Below are 22,807 nucleotides of genomic sequence, written 5' to 3' on the forward strand. Positions count from 1 at the left end.
CACCCCCCGCGCCCTCTCCCCCCGCCTGACCGCCATCCCGGCTACACTTCCCCCTTCCTGCCGCTCCCGCTTCTCACCCACGCAGCATTGACTTCCCGGCTTCGCCGCTTTGATTGCGCGTACGCGCACGCGTGTAAGGGGACGGCATCCGGCTAATTTTCTAGATGGTTGATCAAATTGACATCTACTCGATTCATCCGCATTCGCGGAGCACGCCAGCATAATCTGAAGAATATTGACTTGGATCTGCGTACCGGTGAAATGACGGTTGTGACAGGTCTCTCCGGGTCCGGGAAATCGAGTCTCGTGTTTGACACGCTGTATGCCGAAGGGCAGCGGCGTTATGTCGAAACCTTTAGCGCCTACGCACGCCAATTTCTCGACAGAATGGATCGTCCTCAGGTTGATCGGGTTGAGGGGGTTCCGCCTGCCATCGCTATTGACCAGACTAATCCTGTTCGTAGTTCGCGCTCAACGGTCGGTACGATGACCGAGTTGAATGATCATTTGAAGCTGCTTTACGCGCGAGCGACGGTGTTGTTTGACCGGAAAAATGCGGAGCTCGTGCGTCACGAGACGCCGGAGACGATTTATAGCGAATTGCTTGCCCGTTGCGTTGCAGATCCAGACCTGCGTCTGATCGTGACGTTCCCAGTGGAACTGCCAGAAAATACGAGCCAGGATGAGCTCGAGCAGTGGTTATCTGCCAGTGGCCATACTCGTGTGCAGGCTGAGCGCTTAGTCGCTTCTGCGACGGGGCCGCGCAAAGTGCTGGATGTCGTGGCCGACCGGTTTCGTCTGATGCAGGTCGACAAGGCGAGGGCGATTGAGGCGATTGAGGCTTCACTTAAACGTGGTGCGGGTTGCGTCAATATCTACGTGCAGACAAGCGCTCAATCCGATACTGCCGCCGAGCCGCGGATCTTGCGTTTCTCGACGGGGCTGCACAATCCTGACAGCGATTTGCATTATGCCGAGCCTCAACCGGCGCTTTTTTCATTTAATTCAGCGTATGGCGCGTGTGAAAGTTGCCGGGGGTTTGGCCGGGTTATCGGCGTGGATTGGGGGTTAGTTATTCCCGATGAAAGTAAGACCTTAAGCGGTGGTGCCGTCAAAACTTTGCAGACCCCCGCCTGGAGAGAATGCCAGGATGATTTGCTGCGCTATGCAGGCCAGGCGGGTATTCGGCAAGATACGTCCTGGGCTGATTTGACCGATGCCGAGCGCGAATGGGTGATTGAGGGCGCGCCAGATTGGGATGGTGAATGGCAGAAGCACTGGTACGGGATTCGGCGCTTCTTTGGCTATCTTGAGTCGAAAGCCTACAAGATGCATATTCGCGTGCTGCTATCCAAGTACCGCAGCTATACGTCATGCGATACCTGTGGCGGTGCGCGGCTTAAAACGGAGTCGCTGCTCTGGCGTCTGGGAACCAAACAAAATGCGGATGCTGTGCTTGAGCCCGCGCGACGTTTTATGCCCCGTGGGGTTGAGTGGACGCGAGCGCAGCTTGAGGCGCTGCCCGGTCTGACCATTCATGACTTGATGTTGTTGCCGATAAGCCGCATTCGCCAGTTTTTCGACACGATTAATTTGCCGGGTGCGCTGCTGGATGAGGCGCTTGGGTTGTTGCTGGCAGAGGTGCGTACTCGTCTTAAGTATCTGTGCGATGTGGGCTTGGGCTATTTAACCCTTGACCGGCAAAGCCGCACACTTTCTGGTGGTGAAGTTCAGCGGATCAATTTGACTACCGCGCTTGGCACGTCGCTCACCAAAACGTTATTCGTGCTGGATGAACCCAGCATCGGGCTGCATCCCCGGGATCTGAACCGGATTGTCGAGGCGATGCATCGTCTGCGCGATGCGGGCAATACGCTCGTCGTCGTGGAGCATGATCCATCGGTGATGCTCGCGGCCGACCGGCTGATTGATATGGGCCCAGGGCCCGGTGAGCGTGGCGGTAGCATCGTGTATGACGGCCTGCCTTCTGGCATTCGGCAGGCGAGCACGTTAACTGCAGAGTATCTAGCTGGGCGGCGTCAGGTGGCTGATGCCGCGCACTGGCAGCGTCGCACCGTGACGGCGCAAACACCGCGTATCGTTTTGACCGGTGCGAGCGAGCATAACTTGCGCGATGTCACCGTCGAAATCCCGCTACAGCATCTGGTCTGTGTGACGGGTGTGTCGGGGTCGGGTAAGTCAACGCTGTTGCAAGACGTGCTCTATCCCGCGCTGGCCCGGCAACTTGGGCATACCACTGAAACTCCAGGTGAATACCGGAGTTTGTCGGGCGTCGAATATGTCCGCGATGTGGTGTTTGTCGACCAGTCGCCGATCGGTAAAACAGCGCGCTCGAATCCGGCTAGCTATGTCGGCGCTTTCGATGAAATCCGCAAACTGTTCGCTAAAGTGCCTCTCGCTTTGCAGCGGGGCTATGGCCCAGGCATGTTCAGTTTTAACTCAGGTGATGGCCGGTGCCCGACTTGCGGTGGCTCGGGGTTTGAGCACGTCGAGATGCAGTTTTTGAGTGACGTGTACTTGCGCTGCCCTGATTGCGATGGCCAGCGTTATCGCGCGGAATTGCTGGAGGTCACACTTGAGCGCGGGCAGCCATCGCGGGCGTTGAATATCGCGGACGTGCTAGGGCTGACAGTCAGCGAGGCGATCGTATTTTTTGCGGCGGATGCAGAGGTGTTGCGAGTGCTGCAACCGATTGTTGAGGTGGGGCTTGAATATGTGAAGCTGGGGCAGCCTGTGCCGACGCTCTCGGGTGGTGAAGCGCAGCGGCTCAAGCTCGCGGGTTTTCTCGCTGAGGCGGCACCTACGCGCAGTACTAAGGGGGCGTTACCGGGTGCCCGGTTATTCATGTTTGATGAGCCTACGACTGGGCTGCATTTCGACGATATTTCGCGGCTAATGCAGGCGTTTGGCAAGCTGCTGGCCCGGGGCGATTCGCTGATTGTGATCGAACACAATCTGGATGTGATTCGCGCAGCCGACTGGTTAATTGATCTGGGACCAGAAGGGGGGGATGGCGGTGGGTATGTGGTGTGCTCGGGTACGCCCGATGACGTCAAGGCGTGTGCCGCATCCCATACTGGCGTAGCGCTTTTGCAGTATGAACAGGCGTTGCCTGTTATCGCGGCTGCCGATGCGCCAACGTCAGTGGCGCTCACGCAGACCGCGCTGGAAACACAGGCGCGGCGGGCGGTGGAGGGGGAGGATGTGATCAGGATCGTGAACGCGCGCGAACATAACCTGAAGTCCCTCGACGTCGATATTCCTCATGGCAAATTCAATGTGATTGCTGGCGTGTCGGGGTCGGGCAAATCCACGCTCGCTTTTGACATCCTGTTTCACGAAGGCCAGCGGCGCTATCTGGAGTCGCTCAATGCCTATGCACGTTCAATCGTTCAACCAGCTGGACGGCCGGAAGTCGATGCGGTCTACGGCATTCCGCCAACGGTGGCGATTGAGCAGCGCTTGTCGCGGGGTGGCCGCAAGAGCACGGTCGCTACCACTTCGGAGGTCTGGCATTTTCTGCGCTTGCTGTATGTGAAGCTGGGACTGCAGCATTGCATTCATGATGGCGCGCCGGTTGCCGCGCAAAGTGTGGCCTCAATTGCGGCTCAATTGCTGCGTGAGCATCGTGGCCAGCACGTGGGTTTGCTCGCGCCGCTCATCGTCAATCGCAAGGGGCTTTATACCGATCTGGCTAAATGGGCGAAGGCGCGCGGCAATACGCATTTGCGCGTGGATGGCGAGTTCGTGCCGGTCGACCCTTGGCCGAAGCTCAACCGCTTTCGTGAGCACACGATCGAATTGCCCGTCGCTGATCTGGTGATCTTGCCGAAGCACGAGGCGCAACTGCGGCAGTGTCTTGATGAGACGCTTGAGCTGGGCAAAGGCGTGATGCATCTGCTGGTGCCGCTGGATGGCTTGGGTATGGCGCTGGACGGAGGAGCGTCTACGCTGCCAGTCGGCACGCTCAAGGTGTTGTCGGTCAAGCGCGCTTGTCCGGTCTGCAGCACGAGCTATCCCGAGCTGGATCCGCGCATGTTTTCCTATAACAGCAAGCACGGCTGGTGTCCGACGTGTGTCGGGACGGGCCTTGTGCTGACGCTGGAACAACGCGCGGCTTACGACGACACGTTATTTGCCGAGGATGGCCGTGGCCGTGAGCAGAGCTTGCCAGCGCAAAAGCCGGAACCTGATGGCCTTGGCGCGACGCCGTGCCCGGATTGTGCGGGCACGCGCCTCAATCCGGTCGCGCGGGCGGTGACGTTCGATAAGCATTCGATCGTGGAGATTGCGCAATGGACGGTGGCACAAACGCGCCGCTGGGTTCAGGGCTTGAAGCTGAAAGGCCGTGAAGCCGGGATTGCCCGCGATGTGGTGAGTGAGATCAGCAACCGGCTGCAGTTTCTCGAAGAGGTGGGGCTGGGTTATCTCAGTCTGGATCGTGCTGCGCCAAGCCTGTCTGGTGGAGAGGCGCAGCGGATCCGGCTAGCGGCGCAACTCGGAAGCAATCTGCAGGGGGTGTGCTATGTGCTCGATGAGCCGACCATCGGGCTGCACCCACGAGATAACCGGGTGTTGCTGGAGGCTTTGCGCAAGCTCGGGGATAAAGGCAATACGCTGGTCGTGGTTGAGCATGACGAGGATACGATACGGTGTGCTGATCACATCATTGACATTGGTCCTGGCGCGGGCAAACGGGGTGGCCGGGTGGTCGCGCAAGGGCGGGTGGCTGATCTGGCGGCTCAGCCTGATTCGCTGACCGGACAGTTTCTGGCGCGGCCGATAGTGCATCCGCTTCAACCGCGGCGGACGGTGCAACCGCCTGCGCTGGCCGATCAGGCTACGGCCGATGGCTGGCTAACGGTGCAGCGCGCGTGGTTGCATAACCTGCGCGAAATTACGGTGGCGTTGCCGTTGCAGCGTCTGGTGGCGGTGACCGGCGTGAGTGGGTCGGGGAAATCGACCTTGGCGCGTGATGTGCTGATGACCAGTTTGCTGGATGCGGTGGGGCGCTCGGTGCTGTCGTCGCCTGCGACACGGCGGGCACGCAAGGCGCAACCTGCTGCCTTGCCAGCGAGGTCGCGCTCAAGTGTGCTGGCTCGCTCGGCCGCCCGGCCGGCGCTGGCGGTGACTCACGCGTGGCATGGCTGTGATGCCGTAACGGGCTGGCAAGCCATTGACCGTGTGCTGGAGGTCGACCAGACCCCGATCGGCAAAACGCCACGTTCGTGTCCCGCGACGTATATCGGCGTGTGGGACAGCATTCGCAAGTTGTTTGCGGAGACGCTTGAAGCTCGGGCGCGTGGCTATAGCGCGTCGCGTTTTTCGTTTAATACGGGCGATGGCCGCTGTCCGGCTTGCGAAGGGCAAGGCGTGCGGACCATTGGCATGAGTTTTCTGCCTGACGTCAAAGTGCTGTGCGATGTGTGTCATGGCCAGCGTTTCAATCCAGAGACGCTCGCGGTGACCTGGCGCGGCAAGAACATCGGTGAAGTCCTGACGATGGAGATTGACGAGGCGGTGGTGTTTTTTGCACCGCTCTCCAACATCGCACATCCGTTGCAGTTAATGAAGGATGTCGGCTTGGGGTATCTGACGCTAGGTCAACCGTCCCCTACGCTGTCGGGTGGCGAGGCGCAGCGGATCAAGCTGGTCACCGAGCTTAGCAAGGTGCGCGATGACGTGACCCGGCGTGGCCAGAAAGCCCCGCATACCTTGTACGTGCTGGATGAGCCGACGGTTGGCCTGCATATGGCCGACGTCGAAAAATTAATTCATGTGCTGCACCGGCTGGTTGATGGTGGCCATAGCGTGATCGTGATTGAGCACGACCTCGATGTGATTGCCGAAGCCGACTGGATCGTTGATCTGGGGCCGGAGGGTGGAGCAGCAGGCGGTAAGGTGGTGGCTGCTACCAGCCCGGAAGGGCTGGCGCAGGTGGCGGCGAGCTATACGGGCCAGGCGCTGGCACCGGTGCTCGCCCGTAGCCGGGCAGCCCGGTGAAGCCCGGAACGGCTCACGCTACAATCCCCGCCGTTTTGAAAGGAAAGCACGATGACGATTCACATTTCTGGGTTTGCTCCGCGAGTGGCGGTGCTGGCGGTGTTGTCCACGCTTCTGGCGGGATGCACGCTCGCGGAAAAAAATGCCGTGACATGCGAGCAGTTGATGCACAGCCGGTTCGCTACGGTGTCGCCGAACCGGCTGGTGGTATCGCATGCGGGAGTGGGGATCGGTGGCAGCCGGGTAGTCGTCGAAGGAGAGATCGAGTACCTGGAGCCATCTCCTGCGCTAGCGCCTGCTGCATCGGCTTCGGCCGTTTCGGCCGTTTCGGCCGCTGCGGTGCCGCAAGCCAGCTTCAGGCCGAAAACGCTGCACAAGCCTATTGCGGCTGAGTGCACCTTTAAGGCAGCAGGCCTTGCCTCATTCAACTGGCTTGCGCCTCGTGAGCTGGTGAAAACGAAAGACGAGCCGGAGAGCGATGATTCGTCTAGTTAAAGTTTGGTGCGGCTAAGCGAGCCAATAAGCGAGCTAATAAGCAAACCAATAAATGAGCCAGCGCAGGTGTTGTCCTGCGCTGGCTCATTGCATTAGCGGTTAGCTAAAACGCGTAGTACGGACCGTTGCCTGCAGGTGTGGCGGAGGCTTCGATGGCGGTGAAAATACGGCGGCCATAGAAGAACGGCAAGCCCCAGTTGAATGAATTCGCTGCTGGCCCAGCCAGATTGCTAAACGCATAGTTCGATGTGCGGAACAGCGTCTGCGAGTTGGCCACCGAGAAAGTCAGGTTCGTACTGGCACCGTCTGCACCGAGTAACGTAGCGTTCAGCGACTGGGTGCTGCTTGGGCAATACCACAGCACGCAGCGCTGTAGCGTTGAACTCGGGAAGAACAGGCCATTCGAGCCGCTATCGAGAAAGCTCGCATAAGTGTTGCCGTTCAACGCAGTGGTGACATAGCCCGATTGCGCATTCGCTTTTAGCACGGTCGCATTGCCCAGCGCGTTATTCGCCTGAGTCCCAATGCCGAAGATCATTGAGCCCGACACGTTGGGTGCGCCGCCATCCGCGATCGCCGGTAATTCAATCACGATGCCGTTGTTATCCTGGGCAAAGAGGCTGACCGGGTTGGTGACTTGTTGTGCCAGCGGTTGCGTGCTTGGGGTGCAATTGCCGCTGGTGTCGCACGAGTAATACCAGCGAGGCAACGCTTTGATGGCGCAATTTATGCCGCAGTCAGCCGCAAACAGGCCTACGCCGAGAATGCCGTTGGCGCGTAGGTCAGGTGCCGTCAGCATAGCGATGCCGGACGCGGCGCAATCGGCAGGAACGGTTGGCAAGGTAGGATCGGCGATCACCTGGATTGACGCATTGGGTGCGACATGTCCGGCCATGCGGATATCGGCGGTTTTGACCGAACCCCACGTATAGCCTGAGCCAAATACTGTGCACTGGCCGCTGGTGCCGGTTCCTGACGCCATCTTGGGAAGCGTCTGGAGATTGGCTGGTAGCGCCGAATTCAGAATCCGTAATCCTTGTGACCCTGTATCGACCTGAATGTTGTTGATGGTGGCGCATTCCGTGGTGCCTGGGACGCACAGCGTGACGCTGGTCGTCAACATATTGCGCACCAGGTTAGGTGCAGTGGTGACGACGATCGGCTGAACGTTGGGCGTGCTCGACTGCGTGACATCGGGCGGCGGGGTGCTGGTTACAACTGCGCTTGCCGCCGTATCCGGCGTAGCCGGTGCAGTGGCACCGGATAGCGAGGAAGGGGTGCTGCTGCCACTCCCACCGCCACCACCGCATCCAGCCAGGATTGTGAAAAGTAATACAACGAATGTGCGTTGGACTGTCATGGCGACCTCCGTTATTTCAGGTCATCAGCAGAAACACCTGGCGGTAGCCCATTGGGTAGCCATGCGCGGCCGATATAGCTGCGCATCTGGCCGCCCGATTCAACCACCACATCAGGCTGTTCGACGCGTGACGCGTGCAACTCGCCAGACGTCACACGATTCGCCAGGGCTCCACTACGAAACGAATCCGTGTGCTTGCCCAGCAGTGCTTGCAAATCCGGCATGGTTGGCCCGGTCCACGTATAGGCGAAGATCCGGCCGTCGCTGGTGGCGTATTCATTGATTACCGTGCCGCCTGCGTCAACGCTTGAGCGCTCCCGGACAGCGCCGTTGAGCAGCATGTGCTGGACTGCACCAGAGGTGCTGGGAGTAGTGGGCATCATGCCGCCGAGCTCGGCATGTGCGCTGAGCGTCAGGGCGAGCGCTGCACCAGGCAGAGCGCGCACAAGCGCTTTGAAACTTAGGAGTTGTGCCATTGACTTTTCCTCGCAGCCATAGTGTTAAATTTAATATTTCTATATTTAAGATAGCACTCGGGTTTTTTGAGGAAATGGGAATTTTTAAGAATCAAGGCTAGTTAGGCTTCCTTTGAAATGCTGAATTCGAAGTAATTTTGCTTTATAAACAACAGGTTATTGTTTCGTTAAGGAAGATTTAGGAGTGTAGGAAGATTGTTGTCAATTGTTAAATTTAAGATGGATGCCGAAGCGTATCGATAGCTAAACGTAAGCGTGAGGATTTTGTCTGTACGTCCGTTTGGCTTAAGCCGTGCATATATTTATTCACTGGGTCATAGCTGAACGGATGGTTTGAAACCAGGTGGAAATGCGGCAAGTCGCGCTTTTTGCACAGGTTTGCGCGGGACCGGTAAAATCGCAGGTTGATCCACGGAAACTCCCGTGGCGAAGCGCAAGGATTCCCCGAACATGACTGATCTTCGACTTACCCGCCGGTTTGCCGTATTGCTGATGGCGAGCGGTCTGGCCGCTGGTTGCAGTTCCCCATCGCCCAGCCAGATTGATTACAAAAGCGATTCCAGATCGAAAACGGTGTCACTTGCGGCACCGCCGAACATGACCGAGGTGGCCGCAGATCAGCGTTCACTGCCGCCACAAGGCGGCGAAACCTCGTTATCCACCCTCAGGCAAGTACAAAACAGCGCACCGGTTTCGACGCTCCAGGTCGTGCCGCCAGTGGCGGGTATGCATATCCAGCGTGATGGCACCGAAAGCTGGCTCGTAATTGACGGCAAGACGCCAGCTCAGTCCTGGCCGCAAATCCGTCGTTTTTGGCAGGAACAGGGTTTTCTGCTGGTGGTGGATCAGCGCGATCGCGGGGTGATGGAAACCGACTGGAACGAAACCCATCCGCAGATCAACGATGGGTTTATCCGCAATACGCTGTCGAAGGCGATGGGCAATTCTTACGTCACCGCCGAGCGCAACAAATTCCGCACGCGGCTCGAAGCGGCACCCAACGGTGGCACATATGTATTCATCAGCCAGAAAGGCATGCGCGAAGCGCTGAGCGGCCCGAATCGTGATTCCAGCACCTGGGTGGCTAAAGCCAATGATCCGGTGCTCGAAAGCGAGTATCTGAAGCGGCTGATGGCTTCGCTGGCGCTGGCGAACACGCGTGGCACGACACCGGCGGAGGGTGATGTGCCTGGCGCAGATAGCGCAGTTGGCACGGTTGCAGCGGCTGCCGGAGCAGGCAGCAAGATGACGAAGTCGAAGGCCGCAGAAACCGCTGCCCAGAATGTCGCGCTAGCTGCGCAGTTGCCTTTGCCTGGTGCGTCAGCGGACACCGATGCGCAGTACACCTCGTCTGAACTGACGCTGAGCGAGCCTTATGACCGCGCATGGTTGCGTGTCGGCGTGGCGCTGGATCGCAGCAACTTCACGGTGGATGACCGCGATCGCACACGGGGTGTGTATTTCGTGCGCTACGCCGATCCTAAGGATCTGTCTGCGGCGGAACAGGGCTTCTGGAACCAGATGTTCCACGGCAAGAAAGAAAAGATCGTGAAGCAGTATCTGGTGAATGTCCGGGCCGTGACACCGAATCAAACCCGTGTGGCTGTTGTGGATGACAAGGGCGTGATTGATGACTCGCCCCAGGCGCGGCAGATCATGTCTTTGATGGTCGATCAACTGCGTTGAACGATGATCTGACCTGACTGAAGTCTGTGTTTTTCGTTAAAACCCGTCTGGTGCGTCACACCAGACGGGTTTTTTCTTGGGCGTTACATCCTGGGGGACATCAGGGAACGTAACGTTACATGGCTCATAAATCGTCTTGAAACAGACTTTTCAGCGGCTTTATTAATTAAAAATAATCATTAAAATCATAGGGTTGTATTTATTTGCTGGATTGTTTTTATCGCTGGCACACAAGTTGCTCTCCTTTGCCGGAACAAGGTGATAAAGGGTGTCTTTTTTGAGATTGGGCGAGGTGTATTGATCAGACTTTGTTTGTCTGTTTTAGCCGTGCGGGGAAGTCCCGCGCTGGATCGGATCATGGCCCTTTACCGGGCTCCGATGGCCCCGTCTCCTATCCTCGTAAGGTGACGGTTTAGCCCGCGTTTCGGTGAAGCGCGGGCTATTTTTTTCTGTGGGGATTCCGGTGCGGCATCAGCGCAACTCGGCAGATCTATGCAGCAGCGGGGCGCTCTGGATTAGCGCCCGGGCACGCTCATGCTTGCTTTGGTGCTTTGGGCCCAAAACCCGGAATGCGTTTAATAGCACCTGTCGCCAGCGCGGTGCCGAGGAGAATCACGGCGCAGCCTTCCAGCATGCCAATGGAAACCTGTTCGCCGAGAAATAACGTGCCCCATAAAATGCCGAAGATCGGGATCACGAAGGTGACGGTGATGGCCCGGGTTGGGCCTGCTACTGCGATCAGATGGAAAAACAGGATGTACGCGATACCGGTGCAGGCAATCCCGAGGGCGATTACCGCTCCCCATGACTGTAATGAGATTGGTGTGGCGGGCCAGTAGGCAATAGCAAACGGAATGAGTACCAGTGTGGCACCAGTCATGGTGCCCGCTGCGTTGGTGAGCGGATCGATACCGCCCAGATAGCGTTTGGTGCAGTTGGCCGCGATGCCGTACAACAGCGTGGCCATGAGCGCAGCGAAGGCGGCCAGCGCGGTTGTCAGCGGGGTAGCGTGCGTGCCGTGGGGTGCGGCGATCTGATCCCAGACCAGCAGTAAAACGCCCGCGAAGCCGATGACCAGCCCGATGCTGCGCAGCACGTTCAAGCGGTCTTTGAGCCAGAGAAAGGCAACCAGCGCACCCCATAGTGGCGTGGCTGCGTTAATCACGGAGGTGACGCCTGCCGACAGTGTCAGCTCTGCATAGGCAAACAGGCAAAACGGTGCGGCCGAATTCAGGATGCCTACCACCAATAGCGGCAGGGTGCGGGTTCGAATGATGTCGAGAGTGGCGCGTGCTGGCCGTCGTGCGAATAACACGAGCAATAAAAACAACGCGCCAATGCCAACTCGCAATGCCATCAGCGGCGCTACGCCAAAATCGCCAACGCCGACCCGGATGAAGAGAAAGGACGCGCCCCATAAGGCGGCGAGGATGAGCAACTGGATGATGTTACTGGGGGTCATCGAAAGAGCCTCGCGTGGGGTGGGTCGGGACGCGCAGGCATGGTATCACCGGCTTTTAGCTTGTCGCTTTAACTTCTGATGAAACAGCAAGCATAAATTTGTCTTGTCTTGACGGGCTTTGAGCGCAATCGCAGCCCGGTGGCCCTAATGGCTTGCACATCATCACGCGACGGCGTTAGCGCTGGGAGATCCAGGGAGGTAGCAGGGGCCCTATCGCTGAGGCCCTATAGCCGGCCCAGGTGGCAAAAGACACATGGGCCGGATGCAGATGCGGCGTCTGAGCGTGACTGGCTTGAGCACAGGGCAAATCCGGCTCACGAGCAGGGCGAAAGAATGGATCAGTGGTGCCGCCCGTAACCGCGATGCCCGCCCCAGTAGCCTCGGCCGCCGCCGTAGTAGCCGGGACGCCCGCCCCAGTAACGGCCGAAGTGGAGCGACACGGAGGGGCCGCCGCCATACCAGCCGGGGTAAACGGGATAAGGCGCATAAACCGGATAGGCGGGGTAATACGCGGGTGCGACGTAAGTAGAGGTCACATAAACCGGTGGTGGTTCGAGCGGAGCTTGGACATCTTGTCCGCTGGCGGGCGCGATCTGACGTTCTGTGCCGGCCGCAGCAATGGGAACCACGCTGGTTGTGTAATAGCTGCCATAGCCGTAAGGCCCATAACCATACGGATAGGGGCCCATGTAGTAACAGCCTGACAAGGCGAGCGTTAGCGCGACGGCGGTGAGTGGCCGGGTAAGCATGAAACGGGCAGTAGGGAAAGGGAGGGTCATGATGTGCTCCTGCGCAATGCGGCCAGCGGGTTCCGACGCGGATGAGCGAGGGTAGCGTGACAAGGTGCGACGAGCTTACTGCGCCGTCTGATGATCCAGGGTGCAATCTGGTTACTGCATATTTCAGCTAGTGTGGGGTGGGCGCGGAATAAATAAAGGCAACACCAGACGGTTTGAGCCGCAGGCGCTGCCTTTAAATTGAGCTTGGGTTGTGTCGTGAGGCTAACGGAATGGCTTGGGTCTTTGACCGTCAGGCACTGTGATGACGGGGGCCGTGTGCCCCCGCAGCGCGTGATCTACGCTTACTCGCCTACCTGATTGCCGATCAGCCCGCCCGCTGCTGCACCGCCTAGCGTCGAAAGCGCACTGCCGCCCAGTGCCGCGCCCGCTACACCGCCAATTCCTGCGCCGATTGCCGTATCGCGCTGGCGACGGCTCATGGTGTCACAAGCGCTCAGGCTCATGGCAACGGTGACGATCACAGCTAGCGCGCTCAAGTGTCGAATGGATTTCATGATGCATACCTCGGTGAGAAAAAGATAAATTTCAACAACCTTGATGAATGCGTGAATGGTAGCGCGGGCTAGCCAGTTTCTGCGGAAGGTCTTTGTTATCGAACCCCGGAGTGTGTAAAAAAATGTTTCGCCGAAGTTTCGCTGCATTTCACTGCGGGCGGGCGCTGCGATAAACCGCATGCGCCCGCCCAGTTGGTCTAGCGTAAGCAGCGCAGCTTCATTTATTGGCGGCGATAAATTTCAGCGCCGCTTTTGATGAATTCAATCGCTTTGACTTCCATGCCTTGCTTCAGCGCTTCGGTGTCGCTGATCCCTTGTTTGGCCGCATATTCACGCACATCCTGGGTGATCTTCATCGAGCAGAAATGCGGCCCGCACATCGAGCAGAAATGCGCGACTTTGGCTGAATCCTTCGGCAGGGTTTCGTCGTGAAATTCGCGGGCTTTGTCCGGGTCCAGGCCGAGGTTGAACTGGTCTTCCCAGCGGAACTCGAAGCGCGCTTTCGAGAGCGCGTTATCACGCACCTGCGCGCCTGGATGGCCTTTGGCCAGATCCGCGGCGTGGGCGGCGAGCTTGTAAGTGATGATCCCGGTTTTGACGTCGTCCTTGTTGGGCAACCCAAGGTGCTCTTTCGGCGTCACATAGCAGAGCATCGCAGTGCCAAACCAGCCGATCATTGCTGCGCCGATTCCGGAGGTGATGTGGTCATAGCCTGGCGCGATATCCGTGGTGAGCGGCCCCAGGGTATAGAACGGTGCTTCATCGCACCATTGCAGTTGAAGATCCATGTTCTCTTTGATGAGCTGCATCGGCACGTGGCCGGGGCCTTCGATCATGGTCTGGATATCGTGTTTCCACGCGATTTGCGTGAGCTCACCGAGGGTTTTGAGCTCGCCAAGCTGGGCTTCGTCGTTGGCATCGTAGATTGAGCCCGGACGCAGACCATCGCCTAGCGAAAAGCTCACGTCATACGCTTTCATGATTTCGCAGATGTCTTCGAAATGCTCATACAGGAAGCTTTCGCGGTGATGCGCGAGACACCACTTGGCCATGATTGAGCCGCCGCGCGAGACGATGCCGGTCATGCGTTTTGCCGTCAGCGGCACGTATTGCAGGCGCACACCCGCGTGGATCGTGAAGTAATCGACGCCTTGTTCGGCCTGTTCGATCAGTGTGTCGCGGAAAATTTCCCAGGTCAGGTCTTCTGCCTTGCCGTTGACCTTTTCGAGCGCCTGGTAGATGGGCACGGTGCCAATCGGCACGGGGCTGTTGCGGATGATCCATTCACGTGTTTCGTGAATATGCTTGCCCGTTGACAGGTCCATCACGGTATCGCCGCCCCAGCGAATCGCCCAGGTCATTTTGTCGACTTCTTCGCCAATGGATGACGTGACCGCCGAATTGCCAATATTGGCGTTGATTTTCACGAGGAAATTGCGGCCGATAATCATCGGCTCGCTTTCCGGGTGGTTGATGTTGGCCGGGATGATCGCGCGTCCGCGTGCGATTTCGTCGCGCACGAATTCAGGTGTGATCGCAGCCAGTGTGGCCGGGTCGAAGGTAGCCGCACCAAAGGCCTGGCCTGGGTGCTGGCGGCCCATCATTTCAGCCAGTTTGGTGCCGTTGGGACCACTGGCGCGCAGGCTTGCCAGATATTCCGCGCGGCACTGGTTTTCGCGGATGGCGATGTATTCCATCTCGGGCGTGATGATGCCTTGCCGGGCGTAATGCATTTGCGAGACGTTTGCGCCTGGTTTGGCCCGGCGCGGGGTGCGGTGCAGTCCGGGAAAGCGCAGGTCAGCAGTGGCCTGGTCGGCTGCGCGTTCGCGGCTGAACTGGCTGCTCAGGCCGGTGAGTGCTTCGGTATCGCCGCGCGCTTCGATCCAGCGCTGGCGCAGCGCGGGTAAGCCCGCGCGGATGTCGATCTCGGCTTGCGGGTCGGTATAGGGGCCTGATGTGTCGTAGACATAAACCGGCGGGTTTTTTTCACCGCCAAAGCTGTCGGGGGTGTCGGACTGGCTGATCTCGCGCATTGGCACGCGGATATCGGGTTGTGAGCCAGTGACGTAGATCTTGCGGGAATTGGGTAATGGCGCGATGGCCAGTTCGTCGACATGGGCGTCGGCGGAAAGGAATTTGGGGTTGGCGTTCATGCGTCTCTCCTGTTTGTGTGGGGGCTAAGCAGGAGGCGGAACGGAAGAGGACGGGGCCGCAGGCGTGATGCGCTGAAACAAGGCGAGACCCGGACGCTTCCCTGCGCTGGCATTATCCAGATCAGGTTCAAAGGGTATTTCTCACCCACATGGCATGCCGTATCAAACAACACGCGCCGCAGGACCCCCGCGTTAGCAGCGCACACGATACACCTGCTTGCCGGAGCTTGGCAACCGCGCCTGGCGATGCGTTTGGCTGTGGTAGCAAGCTAGTGGTTCAAGGTAGCGCTGAAGCGCTGGCTGGTCTGGCGTTTCATGCCAGCATGGTGGTGCAGCGGTGCGGTGTGCATGCGAGGCGGATTTCCTCGTGTCATGTGTAACCGTGGGCTGACCGACGTTACGTTTCGCAGTTATGTTCTTTGACGGTGTTAGTACGCGACTGTGCGGGCGTCCTGCATAATGCAAAGCGGCGCAGCCAGGCATTCTGGTGTTAGCGCACAGCGGCCCACATGGGCCATTTATTTTGTGCTCCAAAGTCTCACTGTCCCCGTTCTTCAGCCATGTTCCTGTGTTTTGCCGTTCCGGCTTCTTTCGCGCTGCGGCGCTCGTCCCTCAGCCTGATTCCGTCCGCTTGCGGGGATACGCTGTTTTTTGCCCGTGCGAGCTAGCACGATGGCGTTCTCTTTTCCTTCCCGACTGCCGCTGCGCTTGCCCCAGACGCGTGCCGGACGAATCGTGCTCGCGCTTGCCGTGGTGTATCTGGTGTGGGGCTCAACCTATCTGGCGGTGCATGTGGCGCTGGGTTCCTTTCCTCCGCTACTGATGTCGGGTCTGCGTAACCTGTTCGCGGGCCTCGGGCTGTTTGTCTTTGCCATGCGCCGGCGGCCCGTCTGGCCAACCTTGCTGGAGATCCGCAATGCCGCACTGGTCGGCACCATGCTGGTTGGCCTGTCGAGCGGCATGCTGGCCTATGGGATGCGTACCGTTAGTACCGGGACCACAGCCGTGATGGTGGCCACCGTGCCGCTGTTTGTCACCGTGATCGCCGCGCTGGCGGGGCGCAAAGTAGCCCGGCTGGAATGGTTTGCGGTGGCGCTGGGTCTGGTTGGCATCGGCATTTTGAGTCATGGGGATGCGTCCTCGGGTTCTGCGGGCGGCAGCCTCGCCATCTTGTGTGGCGCGCTGTTCTGGGCCGGAGGCGCGTTTCTGGCCGGACGGCTCAAGCTTCCTTCTGACCTGTTCTTGTCCACCGCGCTGCAAATTGGCCTTGGCGGCGTGACTGCGACGCTGGTGGCATGGCTCTCCGGTGAGCGCATGCTCGATCTGCATGTGCTTCCCGTGCTGGCGTTTTTGTACCTGATGCTGGTGGGGTCGATGGCGGCCTATGTGGCCTATGGCTATCTGATCCAGAACACCAGCCCCATCATCGCCAGCAGTTGTATGTATGTGAATCCGGTGATCGCGGTGGCGCTAGGCGCGTTGCTGCTGGGTGAACCGGTGACGCGCTCGACAGTGATTGCGACGTGCGTGATTTTGCTGAGCGTGGGTTTGTCTTTCTGGTTCGATTACCGGCGGCGTGATTCAGCGTGACTGAGGTCCGGCAGCCGGAGATTGCTGTGTTAGCCATTGCCGGCTATTCACCCGAGTATCCAGGCGAACACAACATTGTTTGACGATGCGCCTCCCCGTGCTTCACGGTGGGGCGTTTTCTGCTATAGCCGGGCGGCGAGTTCTGCTCCTTCGCGGATTGCCCGTTTGGCATCAAGCTCGTTTGCCACAGCAGCGCCGCCGATCAGGTGATAACGCGGGCCGTCAACGGGCGGCGCGGCTGGATAAAGCTCGCGTAGCGCCTCTTGCCCAGCGCACACCACAATCGTGTCGACCTCCAGCCATTGCTCCTGATCCGAGTGCAGGATCTTCAGGCCGCGGGCGGCGATTTCCAGGTAGGTCACGCCATCGAGCAGCCGCACGCCATTGCGCGCCAGCGTCGCGCGATGGACCCAGCCCGAGGTTTTCCCAAGGTTGGCACCGAGCTTGCCTGCCTTGCGTTGCAGGAGCCAGATGTCACGGGGTGGTTGTGCCGGGCGCGGCGGCTTTAGTCCGCCGCGTTCGCGCACAGTGAGGTCCACGCCCCACTCGTCGAGCCAGTCCGCGCAGGACTGGGGTTGCGCGGCACCTGCTGGATGCAGCAGAAATTCGCTCACATCAAAACCGATTCCACCCGCGCCGATTACCGCGACACGCCGTCCTACCGGCGCGCCACGCAGCACCTCGAGATACGACAGCACGTTCGCGCCATCAGCGCCTGCCAGCGACAGGCGGCGCGGCACGATGCCGGTGGCGACAATCACATCGTCAAAGCGCGTCTGCGCCAGTAACGCGGTGTCGACATAGGTATTCAGCCGAACCTCCACGCGATGGCGTTGCAACTGGCTTTCGAAGTAGCGGATGGTTTCGCGGAACTCCTCTTTGCCCGGCACCCGCATGGCCAGGTTGAATTGTCCGCCGAGCATGGCGCTCGCTTCGAACAGCGTCACGTGATGACCACGTGCGGCTGCCACGGTGGCCGCCGACAGTCCAGCCGGGCCAGCACCCGCCACCGCGATCCGGCGCGGTATCTGACGGGCGGTGAGCGGCTGGTAGACCAGTTCGGTTTCCCGGCCCGCGCGTGGATTCACGAGGCAAGTCGCCCGCAGATTCTTGAAGGTGTGATCGAGACAGGCCTGGTTGCAGGCGATGCAGGTATTGATTTCCTGGGCGCGTCCAGCCGCTGCCTTGGCCACAAACTCTGGATCGGCCAGCAGCGGGCGCGCGAGCGACACCAGGTCGCCCATTCCTTGCGCGAGGAGAGCCTCAGCAACCTCGGGAGTGTTGATCCGGTTCGAGACAATGACCGGCACCTTCACAGCCTGCTTGAGCCGCGCGGCGAGTGGCGCAAAAACCGCACGAGGCACCGAAGTCACGATGGTCGGCACCCGAGCCTCATGCCAGCCGATCCCCGTATTGAACAGCGTGACGCCTGCACGTTCGAGCGCCTGAGCGACCTGTACGGTCTCGTCCCACGTATTGCCGCCTTCGACCAGATCAATCAGTGACAGGCGAAAGATCACGATAAAACGCTCGCCGCAAGCCGCGCGGATTTGCTCGACGATCTCGCGGGCGAGCCGCATGCGGTTCTCGATGCCACCGCCATAGCCGTCTGTGCGCTGGTTGGTGCGCGGGCACAAGAACTGGGTCAGCAGATAACCTTCGCTCCCCATGATTTCGACGCCGTCATAGCCCGCCCGCTGGGCGAGATGGGCGCAACGGGCATAGGCCTGCACGGTTTTGGCAATGCCTGCGATGGTGAGCGCACGGGGTTTGAACTTCGCAATCGGCGCTTTGATGGCCGAGGCTGACACCACGAATGGCTGATAGCCATAGCGTCCGGCATGCAGGATTTGCAGGGCGATTTTGCCGCCTTCAGCATGCACCGCGCGCGTGAGCAAACGGTGATGCCGCAGGTCGAACACTGAATTCAAGGTTCCGCCAAAGGGCAGTAGCCACCCGGCACGGTTAGGTGAAAAACCACCGGTGACGATCAGCCCGACGCCTCCTTTGGCGCGCTCGCGGAAGTAGGCCGCGAGTTTGGGATAGTTCCAGAAACGGTCTTCCATGCCGGTGTGCATCGAGCCCATCACGACACGATTGCGCAACTTTGTGAACCCCAGATCGAGTTCCGACAGCAAATGCGGGTAAGACATGTGGGGTGCCTTATTTGATATTGATAGAGCCTGAGCGCGCATGAACGATACACTGCGCATCGCAAGTGATTTGCTGAAGAAAAATTCTAACCAGGCTGGTGCTGGGAGGTGGCCGCTGCGGCGCATGGTGCGCTTGGGTGTGCGTTATCTGGGGGGCTGCCGGGATCATCCAGAAAAGCAACTGAGAGGCAGATTGAAAGAGGGAGTCGAAGTGGACGTAGACATGCTGTCAAAACGCTCATCGGACGCACAGCAGGAACCACATTCTGCTGTACGCCATGCTTCGGTGGCACATGCTGGCCTGGCGGGCAGGCTCTTGCCTGGCGTTGCTGTGCTGGTGCTGGTGACGCTGATTGCGCTGAGCGTCATAGAGCTACGCGATCCGCTCAAGCTGCTGCTGGAGCGGGAGTTGCTCGCAGTGTTTGTGCAACCTGGAAGCGCTGGCTGGTATCGCGTGGTGCTGTTGCTGGTGGGTATGAGCGCCGCCATCGACTTGTTTATCGTGATCGGCGCGGGCTGGCTTGTGCTGCTGGCGTGTCGGCGTTCACGACGTTTCCCGGTGCATGCCCAGGTATGGTTGACTAGCCTCGTGGCACTCGAGTGGCTGGCGTATCTGGCCGGTGAGTATATGAGTCATGCGATTGCCGTGCCGATTGCCTTGCCAGTGGGCGGGTTGCTCCGCGTGGCGTTACTGACGGCGTTTGTGGTGCCGTATTTCAGTACATCGCTGCAGGTCAGGCGTACCTTTAACCAGCTTTGAGTTCCCAGTATTTTTTGTCGTTTTTGTGCTGGATATGCATTTGGTATGCCTGCACCACGGTGGTAGAATCGCGTCCGCCCTGCCGGGGTGATGAAATTGGTAAACATAGCGGACTTAAATTATTGAGTGCCCAGCCGGAAACGACTGGAGTAGAACCCCTCAAATTCGGCGAACCCCCTGATGCGCGTCAAGCGTCATCGAGGCAATACCGAGCCAAGCCCGCCCTCGCTGTTTTTCGAGCAGGATGTGGAAGGTGTAGAGACTAGACGGGGGGCACCTAAAGCGATGCGCTGGTATTACGTGGCAGCGTCGGGATGGTGAAGGCATAGTCCAGCGCACGAACATTCACGAGGTCTTGTATGAATGGCGTCGAAAGACGTAGTGTGACGAAAATCCGCCGCCTAACGGCTTGCCGGTTCAAGTCCGGTCCCCGGTACCAAAATGTATTCCAGAACCATCCGATGCAATCCAGAAACCCGCGATAGCGCAATGCTTCGCGGGTTTTTTTGTTGCCTGAGAGGTCTAGGTTGATCCGGGGAAAGCGGAAGGGATAAGAGGGTATTTTTTGCCTTGCTGGTCTTCTGAGCCGTCAAACGGGCTCGTCAAACCAGTGAGTCGTTCCGTCCGCGATGATTTCCGGGCAGCGAATCCAGCCGCGCTCAACACAGATGTGAACCGGGTTTCGATTCCCGTGTGTTCCGCCATAAGCGTTTCTTTTCCCATCGACATCAGATGTCAGGTTCGTGAGAACTACGGCCATGCTGCTTAGATCGCCCATCAACTACAGCAGGTGTTGCTTGCGCATCCCGTCGTCGCAGCGGTAGTTATCTGTGAATACGGTGTCGGCAGCTTGAAGCGATCGTCTAGGCCGGATGAGGGTAGTTGCAGTGCAAAGCGCGAACGCTGCTTGGATGTTATGGCTTGGCGGAACCAGTAGGCGGGAAGCGTTACTCAAGATGGAGTAAAAAAAGTAAAAGCCAGTTAATTTTGATTAAGTGTGAATGTATATATGACTATAAAATATTCAGGCCGAGTCGGAAATTATGTAATTCGAATGCGGGACGAATTAATTTGGGAGGCGAAAACAGTTGGCTGGAGCCGTAATTTGGTTGGCTTGGGGCGGCGGCAATGCGAGATTGGTGTGCTATTGGAACTTAGGCGTTATTCAAATCAGGGCGGAATAAGTGAAAGTGATTCAAAAATTTTTAAATTGCCAAAAATTATAATATGGCTCAGGAGTGAGTTGGCGGACATGCATTTGAGCAACTTTGGCGGGTCCGGGACGCGCTGCTGGATAGGTTGAAAAGTGGCAATGGCATTATTTGTTTGGACGGCCCGGGATTTGATGGTGGTAGATTAAATTCAATTTCCAGCAATTTGCCAGGGGATATTTTGAGTATTTTTGAGAATTATTCAAAAATTTCATCTTGGTCTGCGCATTTATATCCCGGGATAACGCATCTTGATATCAGTTTTTGTCAACTTGCTGAATGGCCTGGCGAATGGGGTGAGAGGCTGATTTCTCTTGATTTGAGCGAAAATCCGGGGGCGCAAATTCCATCTGGTCTGACAGTTAATTTTGTAAAACTTAATATGGCTTGCAGTTCTATTGCGAAAGCTCCGGGGAGCTGGTTCAGAAATTTTCAGCAATTAAATTTGTCCCGCAATCAATTGATTGAACTTGATTGCCGGCCGTTTCAGAAATTAACCATGCTGGATCTCAGTGATCATCTGTTGGCTAAAGTACCAGGGTTTTTGCCGAAAAATCTGGTTGCTCTGAATTTTAATTTGACGAAGGTGAGCGAGCTGGGAGATGGGTGCTTTTCTCATCTCGTGAAGCTGAAAAATCTTGCTAAATTTTTACGGATTTCATTTTTCGGTGAATAATTTTTGCGCTGAAAAAACGTTGTGAAAATTAAAAAATGTGCTTCATTTTTAATAAAACTTAAACGAGGTTAATAAATGAGAGGCAATTTTCCTATCAAGCATCCTGTTAATTCAGGCAATTGTAGCCTTCTTGATTTGCCCTCCCCGGGAGTGACGCCTCGGGAAGACTCTCTGGGTCGTGTGGTGAGTGTAGAGCCTCCGACCATAGAAAGGGTCTGTCAGGATGAAATCATGCCCAAGGCTCTTGACATGACAACCCAGATTTCTCCGGCGAAGCCGAAGGTGGTGGCGAATACGGACATGAAGCAGGCGGAGGGGCAAGACCATTCAACAAAAAATACTAGTTGGTTCTCGGTAATGTGGAGAAATAAAATATTGAGGAAGTATATTTTTGATGCACCTACGAAAGAGATAAAAGAATGTGAAAATAAATTAGTTGAGATTTTTAGAGAATACGATAACAACCGACGGCCGCCTGGTGTCGCGTTGGAAAATAAAAAATGGTTGTCTTCCGAGAAGAAAGAGGAGTTGAAAAGTGAGCTGGGAAATTTTTTACTTGGCGCAGATCAGAAAGATATACGGAGTCGAATTAGTGTGGGTGATTTACAGCTATATGACGCTGAGTCGTATCTGCCTGTTCTGAGTAAAGTTTTTTTAAAAATAAAAGTCGATCAAATTCACTCCGTTAGATTGCCGCGCATGTGCTTTAAATCGGGTGAGGTATTGAATAAAATTTTAGCGCCTGATATTGTTATTGAAAAGCTGAAAACGCTTAATGTTAGTATTGCTGAGATTAATATTGGGGATCTTGATTTAATACCGCAGATGAGTAATTTAAAATTTTTGATTCTGGCGTTGCCCTGTTTTTCCAATGTTTTTAATGAAATAAAATCGGGTATTGAGAGTGAGTCGGTAACGCATTTTCGTTATAGTGATGGGCGCGATCTAAAATTAGATGGAATAGGAGAATTTCCAAATTTGCTTATATTTGATTATTCTGGAGTAGGTTGTCGTGCGGTGTCTGATTTGGATGCGCGCCTTATCGATTTTGGTAAAGAATGTAAAAATAAAATGCCAATGATACAAAGGCTGAAATTTCGATATCATTATTCATCGCGTGATGAATTTCGTGGAGATAAATTGAAGGAGTTTGAAAAACATTTTAAGGAGGAAGCGGGGTATGATATTCTGCTTGATGAGTCTGGATACAATGGTCATGATTTTTTTAAAATTGATTAAAGCACGATAATGAATATGCTATTTATCCAGGGGGTACGAGCAGATGATGGCGACGGTAAGGGAGGGCAAGACTATCTGAGCGCAGCATTGCTGTCAGCCATGATTCCCCCGATTAGCCTTATCCGGCGCAGTGGCGTTGCGCTGGATTTGTGAGTCATCAGGATCTGGCTCAGTGATGACTGGAATCCTTGGCGTAACTGGGGTTAAACGGCCACTTTCGTGAAAACC

The 22,807-nt window shown here is 57.1% G+C and carries 14 protein-coding genes and 1 riboswitch; of the genes, 7 read left to right on the top strand and 7 right to left on the bottom strand.

From position 1 onward, the window contains the following. Positions 1-177 precede the first annotated feature (177 nt). Together uvrA and GH656_RS05340 are read left to right on the top strand one after the other, a co-directional pair. Positions 178-6,024 (top strand): excinuclease ABC subunit UvrA, encoded by a 5,847-nt coding sequence (gene uvrA / locus GH656_RS05335; protein ID WP_153074918.1) that lies wholly within the window; start codon positions 178-180, stop codon positions 6,022-6,024. Between the two features lie 51 nt (positions 6,025-6,075). Then, on the top strand, positions 6,076-6,519 hold the full coding sequence (locus GH656_RS05340) for an META domain-containing protein (RefSeq protein WP_153074919.1): 444 nt from the start codon (positions 6,076-6,078) through the stop codon (positions 6,517-6,519). 103 nt (positions 6,520-6,622) lie between these two features. Here the strand turns inward: GH656_RS05340 and GH656_RS05345 are convergent, their stop codons facing one another. Both GH656_RS05345 and GH656_RS05350 read right to left on the bottom strand, forming a co-directional pair. Then, the gene (locus GH656_RS05345) at positions 6,623-7,879 is read right to left on the bottom strand and encodes a DUF3443 domain-containing protein (RefSeq protein ID WP_153074920.1); all 1,257 of its coding nucleotides are present in this window, start codon (positions 7,877-7,879) and stop codon (positions 6,623-6,625) included. 11 nt (positions 7,880-7,890) lie between these two features. After that, positions 7,891-8,355 (bottom strand): DUF2844 domain-containing protein, encoded by a 465-nt coding sequence (locus GH656_RS05350; protein WP_153074921.1) that lies wholly within the window; start codon positions 8,353-8,355, stop codon positions 7,891-7,893. A gap of 450 nt (positions 8,356-8,805) precedes the next feature. Between GH656_RS05350 and bamC the strand changes: the two genes are divergently transcribed. Continuing rightward, on the top strand, positions 8,806-10,041 hold the full coding sequence (gene bamC, locus GH656_RS05355) for an outer membrane protein assembly factor BamC (RefSeq protein ID WP_153074922.1): 1,236 nt from the start codon (positions 8,806-8,808) through the stop codon (positions 10,039-10,041). A 532-nt stretch (positions 10,042-10,573) separates the two neighbouring features. Here the strand turns inward: bamC and GH656_RS05360 are convergent. The 4 genes from GH656_RS05360 to thiC all read right to left on the bottom strand — a co-directional run bounded on the left by GH656_RS05360 (position 10,574) and on the right by thiC (position 14,950). Further along, positions 10,574-11,503, bottom strand: a complete 930-nt coding sequence (locus GH656_RS05360; protein ID WP_153074923.1) for a DMT family transporter — start codon at positions 11,501-11,503, stop codon at positions 10,574-10,576. 338 nt (positions 11,504-11,841) lie between these two features. Continuing rightward, positions 11,842-12,282 (bottom strand): hypothetical protein, encoded by a 441-nt coding sequence (locus GH656_RS05365; RefSeq protein WP_246184211.1) that lies wholly within the window; start codon positions 12,280-12,282, stop codon positions 11,842-11,844. A 302-nt stretch (positions 12,283-12,584) separates the two neighbouring features. Then, positions 12,585-12,797, bottom strand: a complete 213-nt coding sequence (locus GH656_RS05370; RefSeq protein WP_153074924.1) for a glycine zipper 2TM domain-containing protein — start codon at positions 12,795-12,797, stop codon at positions 12,585-12,587. A gap of 221 nt (positions 12,798-13,018) precedes the next feature. Then, positions 13,019-14,950, bottom strand: a complete 1,932-nt coding sequence (gene thiC / locus GH656_RS05375) for a phosphomethylpyrimidine synthase ThiC (protein ID WP_153074925.1) — start codon at positions 14,948-14,950, stop codon at positions 13,019-13,021. Between the two features lie 80 nt (positions 14,951-15,030). After that, positions 15,031-15,149, bottom strand: a riboswitch (TPP riboswitch). A 473-nt stretch (positions 15,150-15,622) separates the two neighbouring features. Between thiC and GH656_RS05380 the strand changes: the two genes are divergently transcribed. Continuing rightward, positions 15,623-16,540: an EamA family transporter gene (locus tag GH656_RS05380; protein ID WP_153074926.1), complete on the top strand. Its 918-nt coding sequence runs from the start codon at positions 15,623-15,625 to the stop codon at positions 16,538-16,540. 122 nt (positions 16,541-16,662) lie between these two features. On the opposite strand, the gene GH656_RS05385 is transcribed toward GH656_RS05380, so the two are convergent. After that, the gene (locus GH656_RS05385) at positions 16,663-18,693 is read right to left on the bottom strand and encodes an NADPH-dependent 2,4-dienoyl-CoA reductase (protein WP_153074927.1); all 2,031 of its coding nucleotides are present in this window, start codon (positions 18,691-18,693) and stop codon (positions 16,663-16,665) included. 40 nt (positions 18,694-18,733) lie between these two features. Here GH656_RS05385 and GH656_RS05390 point away from each other — a divergent pair, with 40 nt between their 5' ends. From GH656_RS05390 to GH656_RS05400, 3 genes are all read left to right on the top strand, one after another. Continuing rightward, positions 18,734-19,453 (top strand): DUF2569 family protein, encoded by a 720-nt coding sequence (locus GH656_RS05390; RefSeq protein WP_153074928.1) that lies wholly within the window; start codon positions 18,734-18,736, stop codon positions 19,451-19,453. Positions 19,454-20,752: 1,299 nt separating this feature from the next. Next, positions 20,753-21,340, top strand: a complete 588-nt coding sequence (locus tag GH656_RS05395; RefSeq protein WP_153074929.1) for a leucine-rich repeat domain-containing protein — start codon at positions 20,753-20,755, stop codon at positions 21,338-21,340. A gap of 75 nt (positions 21,341-21,415) precedes the next feature. Further along, a complete protein-coding gene (locus GH656_RS05400) occupies positions 21,416-22,579 on the top strand; it encodes a hypothetical protein (RefSeq protein WP_153074930.1) in 1,164 nt (387 codons plus the stop codon). Positions 22,580-22,807 lie beyond the last annotated feature (228 nt).

The sequence above is a fragment of the Paraburkholderia bonniea genome, from assembly GCF_009455625.1.
Lineage (GTDB): Bacteria > Pseudomonadota > Gammaproteobacteria > Burkholderiales > Burkholderiaceae > Paraburkholderia > Paraburkholderia bonniea.